This is a genomic window from Treponema sp. OMZ 906, assembly GCF_024181185.1.
GTDB lineage: Bacteria > Spirochaetota > Spirochaetia > Treponematales > Treponemataceae > Treponema.
The window spans coordinates 1,361,527-1,375,235 of the sequence record NZ_CP051196.1; the positions used below are offsets into that span (position 1 = coordinate 1,361,527).

A 13,709-nucleotide genomic window follows, 5' to 3' on the forward strand; every position below is an offset into this window, starting at 1 on the left:
GCATAGACAGATATTTCTATAATATAGATGAGGAGATGATAGATTGGGAAGATTAATTTTTATTTTACTGCTTTCCGTTTCAGGACTTATTTTTTTAGCGGTTATCTTCGGAATGTATATTTATATGAAACGAACCGTATCGGGCGGAAAATCATTGATGGAAGAACCGGTAAACGAACAGACCGATACTACAAAAATGGAGCTCAGTGAGTTTTTAGTATATGCATCTTCGATACTTGGGGCAATATTATTTGCCTTACAGGTGATAAAAAAGGGAGGCTCAGGATTTTCTAATTTGGCAACAGCTATTGTCTTGCCTCCGGTTATGGCTCTCTTTAATGCACGAAAGCGTACCGGAAGAAGTATTTTTGTGTTTGTGGCTGTCGCAATATTTTCACTTTATACGTTTCTGGTATATATCATAATCAGCGTTCCGGTGAAGGCTCCGGTTTTTACGATTAACAACACAAAGATTAAGATGGCACATACAACTGTTGCCGATATAGCCGCGGACGGATTCGATATTTATGTAAAACAGGATAATCCTTCCGGCAGAGATTATAAAAAACTGCTTTCTTGCGGTGCTTTTAAAAAATATCCCGTTGATCGGAGTATTCTCGTTGAAAAAGGATTCCGAAGAAATAATACTGCTATACCTTATGCTCATTATCTTCTTGTAAAAGACGGCTTTGTGATCGGGAGCATCGGTCTTTACGGTCATAAAAAGAAAGATACGGTATTAGAGGATTGTAAAATCATTCATTTAAAACTTGATGAATACTGCATTTCCGATGCAAGAGCAAATTCAATTCGTTATTGTCTTGATGATGTTGAGCTGCTCGTTCCATTGCAACAAGAAACATTGCAAAAAACATTCGATAAAAAACTATGGTTAGCACCGCCGAGAAATACGAGAGACATAACCCAGCTGCACTACGGCATTAAATGGTCAACCGGAAGCGATCATCTCTTTTGGAATGAATACTTTGCTTATATTCATTTTAATGAAAGCAATGACATGACCGGTTTTGAGATTTCAACCGAAATAGCACGTGATTGGAATGAATAAGAGAGCTCAGTCGTCATAATCCCCCTACACAAAGCCGCGCCGTATTTTTTTCTTGCAGTATGATAAGCGATTCGAAAGATGCAAAAATTACAACCTGCATGCCAAGCGTAATCCGAGACTACCTGCATGAAAATCGGGAGTATAAAAGAGCCTGATCGGCAGCGCTGCGGTATATATATCGATATCTATACCGCCGATCCGGTAGGACGGCAAGCTGACCATATGTGCAGGGTTTACGTCGTATTCTCCGTATCCGAGGGTACCGTCCGTTACGGCAGGAATGGTGATCATCGTAAACGATACGCCGTTTACCGTATACGTCTTACCGGTAGGCAGTATGTCTGCATTTTCGGCATTTACACCGGCACTGCCGCCTGTCATTGCAATAAGCACCGCTCCTAAAAATAATGTTTTATTCAATTTTCTTTCCTCCAAATATATTTATATTTCGGTTTTATAATACTGCTTTACCACAGTCTCCTTTCCCAAAATTACCTTCAACATTTTGTAGAATATTCTACATTTTTATTGTATCACTCCAAACTTCATAGAGCAATTAAAATAGAGTGATTAAAATAGAGCAATTTTGATAACGCACATTGTCTTAAGATGATAACATGTTAAGATAATGTGCGTTTTTATATCCGTTAGAGCAGTTAGCAAGGGCGTTTTTACCAAAGATACATGGTCTTTTTTATTTTTCATGAAAAGTAACTTTATGCAAGGAAGGGAATCTGTTTGTAAAATTGAAAACTGATGGCATAGTTGAATCGCTTCAATCTCTACAAGGGTTGTTTTTGATGATTTGATGATTCTCTGTTGTTAGACTGTTATAGAGTCGGTTTGGAACTTTTTAAGTTTCTGAAATGCTCTATTTTTTTGAACAAAATATTGAGTTTCAGCATTACAAATTAAAAATAGGATACATCATATCATCCTACTAAGTTATCTATCATTGTAGTTACAACAATGATAGATAACATCTATGAGCCAAGTATGATGCAAGAGACTGTGAGAGAATAATTTATAAAAGCTCTTGACAAAATAACAGATAAAAGATATTATAAAAAACCGAACGGTCGGAATTTAATAAGAAGGTGTATCAGCTATGGCGAAAGAATATAATGCAAAGGCTACCATTGAGGCTATTTTATCCGTATCAGCGAAGCTGTTTTTACAAAAGGGATTCGATAAGACCAGCATGATGGATATTGCAACAGCTGCCGGAATATCCAAGGGGGCTATTTATCATCATTTTAAATCGAAGGATGAAATTATCAAATCTGTTATGGAGAAGCAGGAGCAAAGTGTAAAGGGTACAATAGAAAACTTTATGGAAGAGACCCGGTTTTTGAGTGGAAAAGAACAGTTGCAACTTATTTTGGAGAAAAATATCGAGAATCAGGAAGCACATTATTTAGATGATGCAATGAGTGTACGCATGAAAAGTGCAGAGTTTGTCCTATCCTACATGCAATCTTGTGTCAATAAGGATTCTAACTTTGTTTCAAAAATTATTAAGAAAGGAATACAAGATGGCTCTATCGTTACAGATTTTCCGGATGAATGTGCGGAAGTTTTTATGCTATTGCTCAATGTGTGGTGTGATCCGGCTGTTTTTGATTGTGATGGTGAGAAGTTATCCTCGAGACTCGGATTTTTACAATATATGATGAAGTCGATAGGCATCGATGTATTCAGTGATGAACTTATTGAAAAATCGTTGGAGCTATTGCAAAAATTATATCCAAAGGAGGATAAGACCGATGAATCATCATTTCATTATAGAAACAAATAACCTTACAAAAACTTTTGGCGGTAAGGAAGTAATTAAAGGTTGTAATATGCATGTAGAAAAAGGTACGATTTATGGTTTTTTAGGTGCGAACGGAGCGGGGAAAACAACGGTATTCAAACTTCTCTCAGGACTTCTTACACCGACTATGGGAAAATTACAAATGTTTGGAATAGATAATCTTTCAACACCGAGTGATATGTTATCACAGATTGGTACTTTGATAGAAACTCCCATTTTTTATGAACATTTGTCGGCAGCAGAAAATTTGCGTATGCATCTTGCCTACATGGGCAAGGAAGGTGGGAATGTAGAGGATGTCTTGTCAAAAGTCGGATTAAAGGATATTGGTGTTCAGCCGGTATCTACTTTTTCCTTGGGAATGCGTCAGCGTTTAGCGATTGCAAGAGCAATTATCCATAAACCACAACTATTGATTCTGGATGAGCCGATTAACGGACTGGATCCTATGGGAATTAAGGAAATGAGGGACTTATTTTTGTACCTTGCAAAAACAGAGGGTATGACATTACTGATTTCCAGTCATATTTTGACAGAAATAGAGCATATTGCGGATACAATAGGGGTCATTGTCAACGGAACGATAGTGAGAGAGGTCTCGATGGATAAGGTGAAGGTAGAGTATCCATCAGGTCTGGAAGAGTATTTTATGGATATTATGATAGGGAGAAAAGAAAATGAAAACGCTGATTAGATTGGAATTAAAAAAGAATAACATCAACACTTATATCTTAGCGGATATTATCATAGCGATTACGATGATTGGTTTCCTTTTTCTTTTTGCATATGCCCCTTTGATAGAGCCGAATGATAAAGACATGGCAATTTTTGCAGGATATGATAATCTTATTTCTCTATTTTGTGTTTTTAACATGGCAGTATTTTGTGTGATGTCTGCAGTGATGTATTGCAGGTTTGTTATTGAAGATTATTCGGGTAAGCGACCTATTTTACTTTTTTCCTATCCGGTCAGTCGAAAAAAGGTTGTGTTATCCAAACTTTTGATTGTGTGTGGATTTACGATTATATCAATGGTTATCTGTAACTTTATTGTTTTTTTGATATTCGGTATCACTGAAAATTTCATTCATCTTGTAGGAAACAACTTTACAGTTTCTATTATCTTGAACATTGTTGAAAATACCATATTGATGTCAGCGATAGCTGCAACTATCGGAGTGATAGCAGTAGGAATCGGATTTATCAAAAAATCAGTGCCGACAACTATTATTTCTGCAGTTCTCCTTGCTTCGTTAATGTGTAATATTGTGGTAAATGCAAACCCTAATCGAGCAGCGATGTATGTGTTAGCAGCGGCAATGGTAATGATTGGTATCTTGTGTTCGATATTTTTGATGAAAAAAATAAATAAGATGGAGATTTTATAATGGAACAAAAAATAGAAGGAACAGTGGACAATTTTCTTGATAGAATGGCATCAGAATTATATTTGGGAAGTGTATGGTTTGGATTGTTGCTAATCCTTGTTGGAGCAGTGTTGTTATTCAAAAAAAGAAATTCAAACAATAACAAATTTGTTTGTTATGCTTGTATGGTAATAGGATTTCTCGCTATTGTAAGTGGACTGATGCAGATGTAATCCACTGAAAAAGGGGTTCTTGAATGCGTATCGGCTCTACATGAGACCAGACTATTTACGCTACAAGACAGGATAAAAGTATGTATATCAAAAATCGAAATTCCTATGCTTACAGTACGAGAAAATACTGAGAGAAGACGAATAGGGTAGTATAAGATGTTGAGAATACGAACAACAGGTTCTTCCAAAATCAACCATGCGGTTTATAATCTATCTTCTATTTTATATTATAGCTTTAACACTGCGATAAGTTCTTCCCCATCCGTATCTCCTGTTTCAACAAAACCGAATGAGCTATATAGTTTACGCGCAACTTGATTTTCAGGTTCATAAGACAACCAACAACATTCAGCTTTTCCGCAAGGAAAAGTCTTAACAAAATCTAGAGCCAATTTAACTACTTCTTTTCCAAATCCATTGTTTTGATACGCTTTATCAATCATCAGCCGCCAAAGATTATAATTCCCTTTTGCTATTTTAGGTGCATCAATCCAATAGTCATGAACATCAAAACCGATCATCAAAAATCCGACCGGTGTTTCATTGTCATATATCCCGAATGGAAATGCATAACCATTTGCGGTGATTGTAATATAGGCTTCAATGATACTTATATCGTTGGCAGCAACAAAGCTTTTCTGTGTTTCCGATACCTGCAGTTTCAGAATATCCCAAATGTTTTTCCCGTTTACTTTTTCCAAATGAAGCATAATATATCCTTTATGACTTAAATTTATTCTGCAATATTAATTCCTTTCTTGATAAGTTTTTTCTTTGCTTTTTCGGAAATATAAATAGCGGTACCGCTAATAAGTTTTAAGTTTGGAAACTGTGCCAACTCTTCATCGGAAATAGACTTAATATCAAATAAATTATCTTCGCCATCCCATTGCGGAATAAGCTGCATATTAATTTCATTTCCGCCATCAAGAAACAGCTGTGTTACCTTTGGGGCTAATTCAGCAGGAATTTCCAATTGCTGAAACCAGCTTTTTACTTCAGGTATCATTTTATCGTAGTAATCATCGGGATCTATTTCTTTTTTTGCATAATCATTACAAAAATCATATACATCAAATTTCGGTTTAAGCAGTTCTTGTTTGTACATCAGCTCTTGGATAACAGCAAGTTTAAAATTGAAGTTTGTAAATGTCAGTACTTCACCTTTCACCTTTGGCAGCGCCCATTTACCGCTCGACACCCTCGGCGGTTTATACCAAAAACTTATATCCCGTATAGGTTCAGGTTCGGCACATACCAAATCGGCTATCTCATCGGTTTTTGATTTTCTCAAACGCTCCTGAAAAGATAGTGCGCCCAGAACCGAGTTTAATTTGCTCGACAATGAGCAATTTATTTTCCAGTTTTCCACTTTCATTTCTAAAAATATATAAGCTTCTCTCAATGTTTTTTGAGGTATAGCTTCCAAAATAGTTTTACCGTTTATCGTAAAAATGCCGGGAAACACCTGCGTTGGATTTACATCGAAAAACGAAAATTTTACTTTTTTCTCCCATTCCCTATCTTCACATATTCTTATGTCTAGTTCGCTGATACGTCCTTTGGAAACAAAACTCTTTATTCCTATATTATCCCAGATATATATTTCCTCTAAATCATCTTTACTTACTGTTCCATCAGGCGGCTTACGCAATACTTTTCTATATTCACCGAATTTCTCCGCAAGAATATCTATTGATAGGTTTTCAATAAACTCATCATTAATATACAAACCGTTTTTAGTTAAATTTATATGAAGTTTCTGTTGCGGCATAGCCGGCTGTTTATCCTGTTTATTTGATTCCCTGTTTTTTATAATACTCATTTTATAACTCCTTTTCCTTCATTACAGCATGTTCACAATTTCAATCGTATTCTCAGATTGAAGCAGGCTGAACAGTCGTTTATAAGCACTTATGATTTTTTCTCTATTTTCTTTATCTGACAAACCTAAAATATAGCAATCGCTATTTGTGTCGATAAGATATAATACCTTGTCACTCATCGAAGCAAGTCTACGGAAAACTTCCGGCGGTTCAAATTCCGTATCTTTATCCAAGCGAAGCATATTCGATTTTGTCTTTTTTGCTAATAGATTGTAACCGTATACAATATCTCCCACATCCGCCTTCCAATCGAACATTGCCAAATAGTTCAAATCTATAAAATCGTTTATCAAAGAGACACAAATATCTTCTTGCTCCAATGCTGTATGGTATATTTTCTTGGCTTTTTGCGGAGATATGCCGAGTAATTTGCAAAGCGATAAAAAAGTTTGTTCCGTATCGGCAGGTAAGCTTTTGTTCCGGCAAGCAAGTTTTTCTTTTGCTTCCCAAATACGTCTGTCTTCTTCTTCAAGTATTTTTATTTGCAGTTGTCCGTATTGTGTTAAAGCCGTTTTTATATTCTCAATGATTTTTTTATCAAAAACAGGGTTGTTCTTTCCTATAAAATTGAACCACTCTTGTCCCTTCTTGCCTGTGATGTCATAATCATAAGAAACAATTTCACAACACTCTCCGATTCTCACAACGGCAAAGATTTCATCTTCACAATAATCAACCATACAGATACTTTCGGGTATAAATGCTCTATGGCCGCCATTTTCGTAAAAGCGATTGGTGTATTTTGAGCTTTTGAGTGAAATACAATCAAAAATATTTTGTTCTTTAATTTTGCTCTCTATCATTTCTTGAGCCTGACTCGAGAACCTTGCGTTGTTTTCCAATATCTGTCGAAAGAGTTGTATATCAAATGCCGACCCGCCTATGAGTTTTTCGTCTTTGTAGTACACCCACGATACAGTTCGGCCGATATTTTTTCCATTCATATCCCACTCCTTTTTTTTATTTATTTCAATTAAGCAATAATCATTTTACATTTTATGAAAAGCTCTCTCAGCGGCGTAATGCAGTTTTTTCGACAGGTTCTCGAATTCCAAAGACCAAATCGATTCATCGTATTTCCATTCAAACGGTGTTTTGTAATTTTCCCAAATTATACAAGCCTGCTCATTTACCTCTTCAATGAGCTCCGTAATCTTCAAAGCCTTACCTGCCTCGCTCATCATCAACTGCCAGTTGTCCAAATCGGCAGGGGCTTCGGTATGGATGGATTTCTCTCGCGGAAGATAATACACAAAATCGCTTGTATCAAAAGGGAACAGGGTATGGCATAGCGCAGTAGTGTAAACTTTTTGAGCTAATACGGTAGGCAGCTGCTCGTCGGAATAACCGAAGGTGGAAATATATAAAAAGCCGCGCAAAATGCCCGCTAAATTTCTACAAACGGGAGCAAAAGCATAATTTGAAACCTTAGTTGTTATGGCTCCGTTTCGTATAAAACTGATGGCACTGTCTATCTCTTTTCTTCTTAGATTTACATACTTTATCTTTTTAAACCGCCAAGAGTACATCAGTTCCAAAGAATTGTCGATGACGCGCAAATGCTTGTCTCTTTTTTCCTCTGCCGTACCGTTTAGCTCGGCAATCCTCGTAACAGCCTGCCTCCAAAACGGAATTAATGTTTTTACCCATTCGAAATACTGCAAAAAGAGGTCATTGGGTTTTTCTTTTTCAAAAGCAGTTCTTATTTCTGTAAGTTTTATCATGGTTTTTATCTCATTGTTTCTTTGATGGTTCAAGCCCGAATCCTAAGTATACTTAATCCTTTCAACCGAGCTTCTTCATCAACTAATCCTCTTCCTTTCATATTCTATTGTATCATTTTTCCTTATCGTTTTTAAGAGGGGCGATGAAAATCTGACAGTAGAAAAAACACCTTAAAAAGGGTAGAATAGTGTCAAATATGTAATGAAATGAGAATTGTGCGTGGAATGTAGGTTATGGAAATGTTGATTATCGATATTTAAGGAATGACTTATCAATCGATAAGCCGGAACGTTCTGCCAGTGCATTATTTTCACAAAAGAGATACAACAAAGAAATACGGAAGAGGAACGATATGAAGTATATGGATTGGGATAATATGCATACAAGATTGGAGGCGCTATATATTTTGGATAATGCTTTGACTGACCCGTCGGAAGACGACTTGCGATTAGTAAGAAAGAAGAAACTCGACTCGAATCTCAAATATGTTATTGATAACGGAGCAGGAGATTCGTTATCTGTAATCTTTACGGAAACAGTGGTGTTGGTAAAAGGCTTTGCGCATGAAAACAGTCTGAACCAATTTGCTGCCGACGAATGGAATCAAAGTATTATAGACAAGATGTACGAAGGGCTTGACGAGAAATTGATGAATCTTTTTTCAGTAGACGAAAGGGCGGAAACGACATTTTTCATTTGGTATGATGGGGAAGTTCACCAAAATCAAACAGATAAACATGATGGAGGTTATTGGCTATTGGGATATGCTTTCGATGCGTATGAAAGATTTCAGGAATTTGTTACAGAATATTACTCTATAAAATTCGATGATAATTTGTTGAGAAAACTATATACGGATTCCGTTTTATCAGATTTTGAATTATCGGAATTGATTGCAGGATGAATAGATGTATTTTACGAATCGTTCAGAGAAATGAGAGGAGGAGCTGAAAATGTCTGTAATCAATTGGTATTATCGTGTGATAAAACGACGGATGATATTGTGAAATGGTTACAAGGAATTTTCAAATAAATCAGCATTGAATGACATATGCTATCAGTGAAAGGGAGATAACAAATGCTAAAGATCGGAGAAAATCATACGTTTGAAGATGACTGGAGTGGAAGACAGAGCTGTCTGATGTATTTAAAAGAAGATGGATCTGCATCATGGTCAGTGGATGTCGGATTTGCTAAAGGTAATTTTAGGGGCGAAACAATAGCACCTTCTATTTGCATAAATTGGATAGGTACAAACAAAAACTCAGCAGCAGAATTAATTGGAGAATCCTTTTCTGTAATGACAATAGAAGAAAGCGATGACAGAGAAGATTCATTTTACATTTATGAACACGAACCGATGGTTTCATACAAATTAAAAATTCTTGAAATAAGGAATAGCAAGGCTCATATCCAATGCAGCGGAATATTAATAGTGGATGGATATACTGAACCCTATGAACAGGAAAAATTTGAAATCGATAGTTGGATACCTGTTATTGAATCGGTTAATGACTGGGAAAAATTCGGATTATAGGAAAAGTTAGGCGAGCGGAGGAACTATGAACGAGATTGAGAAATATAGAATATTGAGTGCAGGAAAAGCCTTTGGTCACCGTGCAAAAATTGCTTTGGTGTTGCTTGATAGCCGCACAGCCTATGAAGAACTTAAAGAGGAAGCGGCACAAACTTCAGTTGCCGGAAGTTATGGTTGTACCGGAGGTTTTCCATCCGAAATACTTGAAAGAATAATAACAGAATTGATATGCCGCGATACCCGCAACACCTGGTATTTGCCTGACAATGTAAAATTTTGGGACAGGCGTTTCGGCAGTCTATTTGAGACCAAGTTTTTTTGCTATGATGATGATGTAGAAACGTGGAGTAAGATACTTTACAAATTCTTTGTAAAGCTCAAGTGGATGCCGAAAAGAGAAGATTATACTTCAACAAAAAGCTATAATAACGTTTGGGGATATTTTGCAGAACTTTTAGCGGTTGTGAAACAAAATAATCATCCCGAATTTGATAAGTATTATGAAATTGCAATCAAAAACGGAATGAATGCAGTGATTTTGGAAAGAAAGTTAAAAGAACTGTCTGAAATAAAACAGTCCTTTATCGAGTTTAAAACAATTTGAACTAAAAAACGAATTTGATGAATGATGGATTAGTCGCATTTATAGTAGTGAACTGACTGTTATGTGAATATGGGAGAATAATTATGAATTACTATAATTGGAATGCAAAATGGGCAGGAAACTCTATTACAGAGTTAAAAGATTATACAGGAGAAGAAATTTTAAAGTTATATTGCTACGGATTATCTGAAGAAAAATATCCTTTAAAAAAAGACAGAGATAACATTTTAAAAAGCTGGATAGATTATTTTAACAATACAAAAACAAACATTAAAAAGCTTTTAGTAACAGGTATTGTAAATCAGAAGTTATTGGAAGCGATATGTAATCAAACGTCACTTGAAGAACTCGTTATATTTCAGGGTAATTTCTCGGACATACAGTGTATTACAAAATTAAAAAACTTAAAGACTCTTTCAATATATGCTTCATCAAGAGTAAAAAGTTTGCAGCCCATAGGCGAAATAAAAAATTTAGAAGTACTTATATTATCTAACTTCACCGGCGTAACGGATTATTCTCCGTTGGGAAAATTAAAGGATCTTAAACAGCTGGGAATTCATAGTTCTATGGGAAATATAATTAAAGTAGATTCTTTTGATTTTTTAAAAAGTTTGAAGAATATTAAAAATCTTCATACAACGGGATTTAGGCTATTGAATGGAGATTATTCGCCTGTTTTAGAACTTGAAAAATTAGAATTCCTATCTGTTAATATGCCTGCTTATGATTACAAAATATGGAATGATAGGTTTGCAGAAAAGTTTAAAGATATTCCACAAAATGACCATGTTCGTTAGTTTGTATTTATATAATTTTAAAACCGAGATGATAATGATTACTGAATGGATAGAAAGAATAAAGCGAAAACATAATTGTAAAGCACATTTTGGAAATGATAGTTTTCAAATGAAAGACTGTATCGTAGCTCCAGTCCACCTGATTCCGGAGGAGATTTATGATAATCAAGAGTTTGACTTCTATGTCAAAACAAAATATGATGTTTACCTGCTCCGTATTATAAATAATGAATCTAAGTGCGGTATTATTTATCCGGCAAAACTGAGTGGTATTATATATATCGTAAGCAATTTACCTATTAGCAAAAAGAATATAACCGAATCTATTCAAAAAACATTAAATCGATTAGAGGAATATGGTTTTCCAAATTTAAAGAACTCAAAATGCAAAATCGCATTTCAAATGGAGTAATAAATTGAGCACTTACACAATGAAAGAAAAAACTTTGGTTACTCTTAAAGATGAAATATCTTTTGAATATCCGTTTTCTGATGACATGCCTATGGTTTACTTAGGCGAGATAGCTAATATGCCGGAACATGGAATTTTTATAGGTCAATCCGGAAAATGTTATTTTGGGTATCATATTTCAAATTTTAGAGAATTAAGTGAAGATGAGATATAAAATATTAAGACAGAAAATATTTGGAGAAGTTTACAATGAATAATCAGATGGATTTTGTACTGCCTACTTTATATGATAAATTTTTATTAGAAATAGGAGAGGATGGAGAATTTACAATAGAGGATACCGGTATCATTTTATATTCAAAGGCGGATTTGGTAGAAAGAAATACTACTTATCAGATAGAAGAATGGGAGCCGGATTTTTTTATGATTGGACAGGGCGGTGACTTGGCTTTCTTTATAAAAAAAGATTCTGATGATACTATTTATATGAATGATTTGGGAGCTTTGGGGTCGATTGAAATGAAGCGTGTAGCCTCAGATGTATATGAGTTTGTCAAACATTCAGGTGAGGGGATTGATTGGAGGACTTAATGGAATTAATTGAATACATGCGGCTAAGAAATAAAATGACACAAAAAGAATGGGAAGACTCTTTTGAGAAAAAGGAACGAGAGATTATTGTTCTAAGACACGAAGGCGGCGGCGGAAGTTTGAGAAACGGTTTTTGGGACTGGGCTGCTTATTTCTTAGCTTATGTGGACTGTGAAACAGGTGAACTGCATAAAGAAGAAGGGCGTATAGTATTTCCTGTCACAGATAAAGAAAATTTGCCATATCAATTTGAAGACGAAACCATTTACAAATTAAAGGTGCGTGCAAAGCTTCCTGAGGAAGTTCCAAACGGTGTATTGCCGATAAAAAACCATTTTTTAGTTGTGGAAGTTCTTGAAAAAGACGTAGCTTGTCCGGAACTTGAAGAAATACTTGCAGAGTATAGAAAGCCGATAATTTTGCAAGATGATGTATTGGGTGAACTGACTTATGATAAGCAAATTAAAAGTTTTGAGGGAAATATAGCTTGGCTTGGTGACAAGGTACATATATCCTTATATGTAGATAAGGATAATAAATCAGGAATAACAAAGGCTAAAAAAGCTCTGAAAACAATGGTGTCAGAACAGGAAAAATGGGATGCAGACCTGCGCAGTTTTGCTGCCCAAAAGCTTACAAAACTTGCCTGTGAATGGGCAGAATCTGATGAAGAAGCTGCTGAAATTACAGAAGAAAGTTTTGCAAAAAGAATTAGTCTAAGTTTGATTTGGATGACATCGGGAGGTTCATTTTCTGCTTATTTTGATGATGATGACCTTTTCTTTGGACATAGCATAACGGTTTGCGGCAGCCCTAAGAAGGGGATTGTGTCGGCTGATATTGAGGGATGAAACATATACTGATATTTATGGTAATGAAAGGAAAAAATGGAAAAACAAGCTGTTATTAATCAATGGTTGCATGAGCAGGAAATAGCTCATATTAAAGGTTGGGATTTCTCACACATTAGAGGAAGATATAAAGAAGAGGATGATCTTCCATGGGATTTCGAAAACATTATAAAATCCTATTTAAATGATACAGATTATTTATTGGACATGGAAACAGGAGGCGGCGAATTTCTTTTGTCTTTTATGGCAAACGCTAAACATACTGCTGCGATTGAAGGATATGAACCAAACATCAAAATATGTGAGGGCAGACTTCTTCCTTTAGGAATAGATTTTAAAGCATGTGACGGAGGCGATATTCTTCCTTTTGAAGATAATTACTTTGACATTATTACTAACAGACATGGTAAATATAATATAAAAGAGATTAAAAGAACTCTTAAAAGCGGAGGAGTATTTCTTACGCAGCAAGTCGGTGCAGAAAATGACAGGGAACTTGTAGAGCTTTTGATAGGTGATGTTGAAATTCCGTTTCCGGAAGCTTATTTAAATATTGCAAGACAGGAATTTGCTGATAACGGATTTGACATTGTGGAAGAAGATGAAGTCTACAGACCGATAGAGTTTTATGATGTAGGTGCACTGGTTTGGTTTGCCAGAATTATTGATTGGGAATTTCCCGGATTTGAAGTGGAGAAATATCAGGATAATCTTTTTAAAGCACAGGAAATTCTTGATAAAGAAGGTGTAATTAAGGGAAAAATTCATAGATATTATTTTGTGGCTAAAAAGAAATAATAAATTTTAGTTTGTTTTTT

At 35.4% G+C, this 13,709-nt stretch carries 19 protein-coding genes; 14 read left to right on the top strand and 5 right to left on the bottom strand.

What is annotated here, in order from left to right; all coding sequences use genetic code 11:
- Positions 1 to 43: 43 nt before the first annotated feature.
- Positions 44 to 1,069, top strand: a complete 1,026-nt coding sequence (locus E4N69_RS06085; RefSeq protein ID WP_253824831.1) for a hypothetical protein — start codon at positions 44 to 46, stop codon at positions 1,067 to 1,069.
- An 87-nt stretch (positions 1,070 to 1,156) separates the two neighbouring features.
- On the opposite strand, the gene E4N69_RS06090 is transcribed toward E4N69_RS06085, so the two are convergent.
- On the bottom strand, positions 1,157 to 1,489 hold the full coding sequence (locus tag E4N69_RS06090) for a hypothetical protein (protein WP_253824832.1): 333 nt from the start codon (positions 1,487 to 1,489) through the stop codon (positions 1,157 to 1,159).
- 688 nt (positions 1,490 to 2,177) lie between these two features.
- On the opposite strand from E4N69_RS06090, the gene E4N69_RS06095 reads away from it, so the two are divergent.
- Genes E4N69_RS06095 through E4N69_RS06110 form a run of 4 tightly spaced genes read left to right on the top strand, consistent with a single transcriptional unit; the run spans position 2,178 to position 4,485 of the window.
- On the top strand, positions 2,178 to 2,867 hold the full coding sequence (locus tag E4N69_RS06095) for a TetR/AcrR family transcriptional regulator (RefSeq protein ID WP_014263033.1): 690 nt from the start codon (positions 2,178 to 2,180) through the stop codon (positions 2,865 to 2,867).
- Positions 2,836 to 3,579 carry an ATP-binding cassette domain-containing protein gene (locus E4N69_RS06100; protein WP_162663491.1) on the top strand — a complete coding sequence of 248 codons (744 nt, stop codon included), beginning with the start codon at positions 2,836 to 2,838 and terminating at the stop codon, positions 3,577 to 3,579. Before E4N69_RS06095 ends, E4N69_RS06100 begins: the two co-directional genes overlap by 32 nt.
- Positions 3,563 to 4,273 carry an ABC transporter permease gene (locus E4N69_RS06105; RefSeq protein ID WP_162663492.1) on the top strand — a complete coding sequence of 237 codons (711 nt, stop codon included), beginning with the start codon at positions 3,563 to 3,565 and terminating at the stop codon, positions 4,271 to 4,273. Before E4N69_RS06100 ends, E4N69_RS06105 begins: the two co-directional genes overlap by 17 nt.
- The gene (locus E4N69_RS06110) at positions 4,273 to 4,485 is read left to right on the top strand and encodes an LPXTG cell wall anchor domain-containing protein (protein ID WP_162663493.1); all 213 of its coding nucleotides are present in this window, start codon (positions 4,273 to 4,275) and stop codon (positions 4,483 to 4,485) included. The genes E4N69_RS06105 and E4N69_RS06110 overlap by 1 nt, the downstream gene beginning before the upstream one ends.
- A 227-nt stretch (positions 4,486 to 4,712) precedes the next feature.
- On the opposite strand, the gene E4N69_RS06115 is transcribed toward E4N69_RS06110, so the two are convergent.
- Genes E4N69_RS06115 through E4N69_RS06130 form a run of 4 tightly spaced genes read right to left on the bottom strand, consistent with a single transcriptional unit; the run spans position 4,713 to position 8,095 of the window.
- Positions 4,713 to 5,195: a GNAT family N-acetyltransferase gene (locus tag E4N69_RS06115; RefSeq protein WP_253680996.1), complete on the bottom strand. Its 483-nt coding sequence runs from the start codon at positions 5,193 to 5,195 to the stop codon at positions 4,713 to 4,715.
- A 23-nt stretch (positions 5,196 to 5,218) separates the two neighbouring features.
- The gene (locus E4N69_RS06120; RefSeq protein WP_253824833.1) at positions 5,219 to 6,310 is read right to left on the bottom strand and encodes a DUF6892 domain-containing protein; all 1,092 of its coding nucleotides are present in this window, start codon (positions 6,308 to 6,310) and stop codon (positions 5,219 to 5,221) included.
- A 21-nt stretch (positions 6,311 to 6,331) separates the two neighbouring features.
- Entirely contained in the window at positions 6,332 to 7,315 is a 984-nt protein-coding gene (locus E4N69_RS06125; RefSeq protein WP_253824834.1) for a DUF6630 family protein, read from the bottom strand.
- Positions 7,316 to 7,360: 45 nt separating this feature from the next.
- The gene (locus E4N69_RS06130) at positions 7,361 to 8,095 is read right to left on the bottom strand and encodes a hypothetical protein (RefSeq protein ID WP_253824835.1); all 735 of its coding nucleotides are present in this window, start codon (positions 8,093 to 8,095) and stop codon (positions 7,361 to 7,363) included.
- 353 nt (positions 8,096 to 8,448) lie between these two features.
- Here E4N69_RS06130 and E4N69_RS06135 point away from each other — a divergent pair, with 353 nt between their 5' ends.
- The 9 genes from E4N69_RS06135 to E4N69_RS06175 all read left to right on the top strand — a co-directional run bounded on the left by E4N69_RS06135 (position 8,449) and on the right by E4N69_RS06175 (position 13,689).
- Positions 8,449 to 9,000 carry a hypothetical protein gene (locus tag E4N69_RS06135; RefSeq protein ID WP_253824836.1) on the top strand — a complete coding sequence of 184 codons (552 nt, stop codon included), beginning with the start codon at positions 8,449 to 8,451 and terminating at the stop codon, positions 8,998 to 9,000.
- 174 nt (positions 9,001 to 9,174) lie between these two features.
- Positions 9,175 to 9,633, top strand: coding sequence for a hypothetical protein (locus E4N69_RS06140; protein WP_253824837.1), 459 nt, complete (start codon positions 9,175 to 9,177; stop codon positions 9,631 to 9,633).
- Positions 9,634 to 9,658: 25 nt separating this feature from the next.
- Entirely contained in the window at positions 9,659 to 10,237 is a 579-nt protein-coding gene (locus E4N69_RS06145; RefSeq protein WP_253824838.1) for a hypothetical protein, read from the top strand.
- 83 nt (positions 10,238 to 10,320) lie between these two features.
- Positions 10,321 to 11,037 carry a leucine-rich repeat domain-containing protein gene (locus E4N69_RS06150; RefSeq protein ID WP_253824839.1) on the top strand — a complete coding sequence of 239 codons (717 nt, stop codon included), beginning with the start codon at positions 10,321 to 10,323 and terminating at the stop codon, positions 11,035 to 11,037.
- A gap of 28 nt (positions 11,038 to 11,065) precedes the next feature.
- Positions 11,066 to 11,449 (top strand): hypothetical protein, encoded by a 384-nt coding sequence (locus E4N69_RS06155; RefSeq protein ID WP_371922371.1) that lies wholly within the window; start codon positions 11,066 to 11,068, stop codon positions 11,447 to 11,449.
- 19 nt (positions 11,450 to 11,468) lie between these two features.
- Positions 11,469 to 11,663 (top strand): hypothetical protein, encoded by a 195-nt coding sequence (locus tag E4N69_RS06160; RefSeq protein ID WP_253824841.1) that lies wholly within the window; start codon positions 11,469 to 11,471, stop codon positions 11,661 to 11,663.
- A gap of 35 nt (positions 11,664 to 11,698) precedes the next feature.
- Positions 11,699 to 12,040, top strand: coding sequence for a hypothetical protein (locus tag E4N69_RS06165; RefSeq protein WP_253824842.1), 342 nt, complete (start codon positions 11,699 to 11,701; stop codon positions 12,038 to 12,040).
- Positions 12,040 to 12,891 carry a DUF2262 domain-containing protein gene (locus E4N69_RS06170; protein WP_253824843.1) on the top strand — a complete coding sequence of 284 codons (852 nt, stop codon included), beginning with the start codon at positions 12,040 to 12,042 and terminating at the stop codon, positions 12,889 to 12,891. The genes E4N69_RS06165 and E4N69_RS06170 overlap by 1 nt, the downstream gene beginning before the upstream one ends.
- Positions 12,892 to 12,927: 36 nt before the next feature.
- The gene (locus tag E4N69_RS06175) at positions 12,928 to 13,689 is read left to right on the top strand and encodes a class I SAM-dependent methyltransferase (RefSeq protein WP_253824844.1); all 762 of its coding nucleotides are present in this window, start codon (positions 12,928 to 12,930) and stop codon (positions 13,687 to 13,689) included.
- Positions 13,690 to 13,709: the final 20 nt, after the last annotated feature.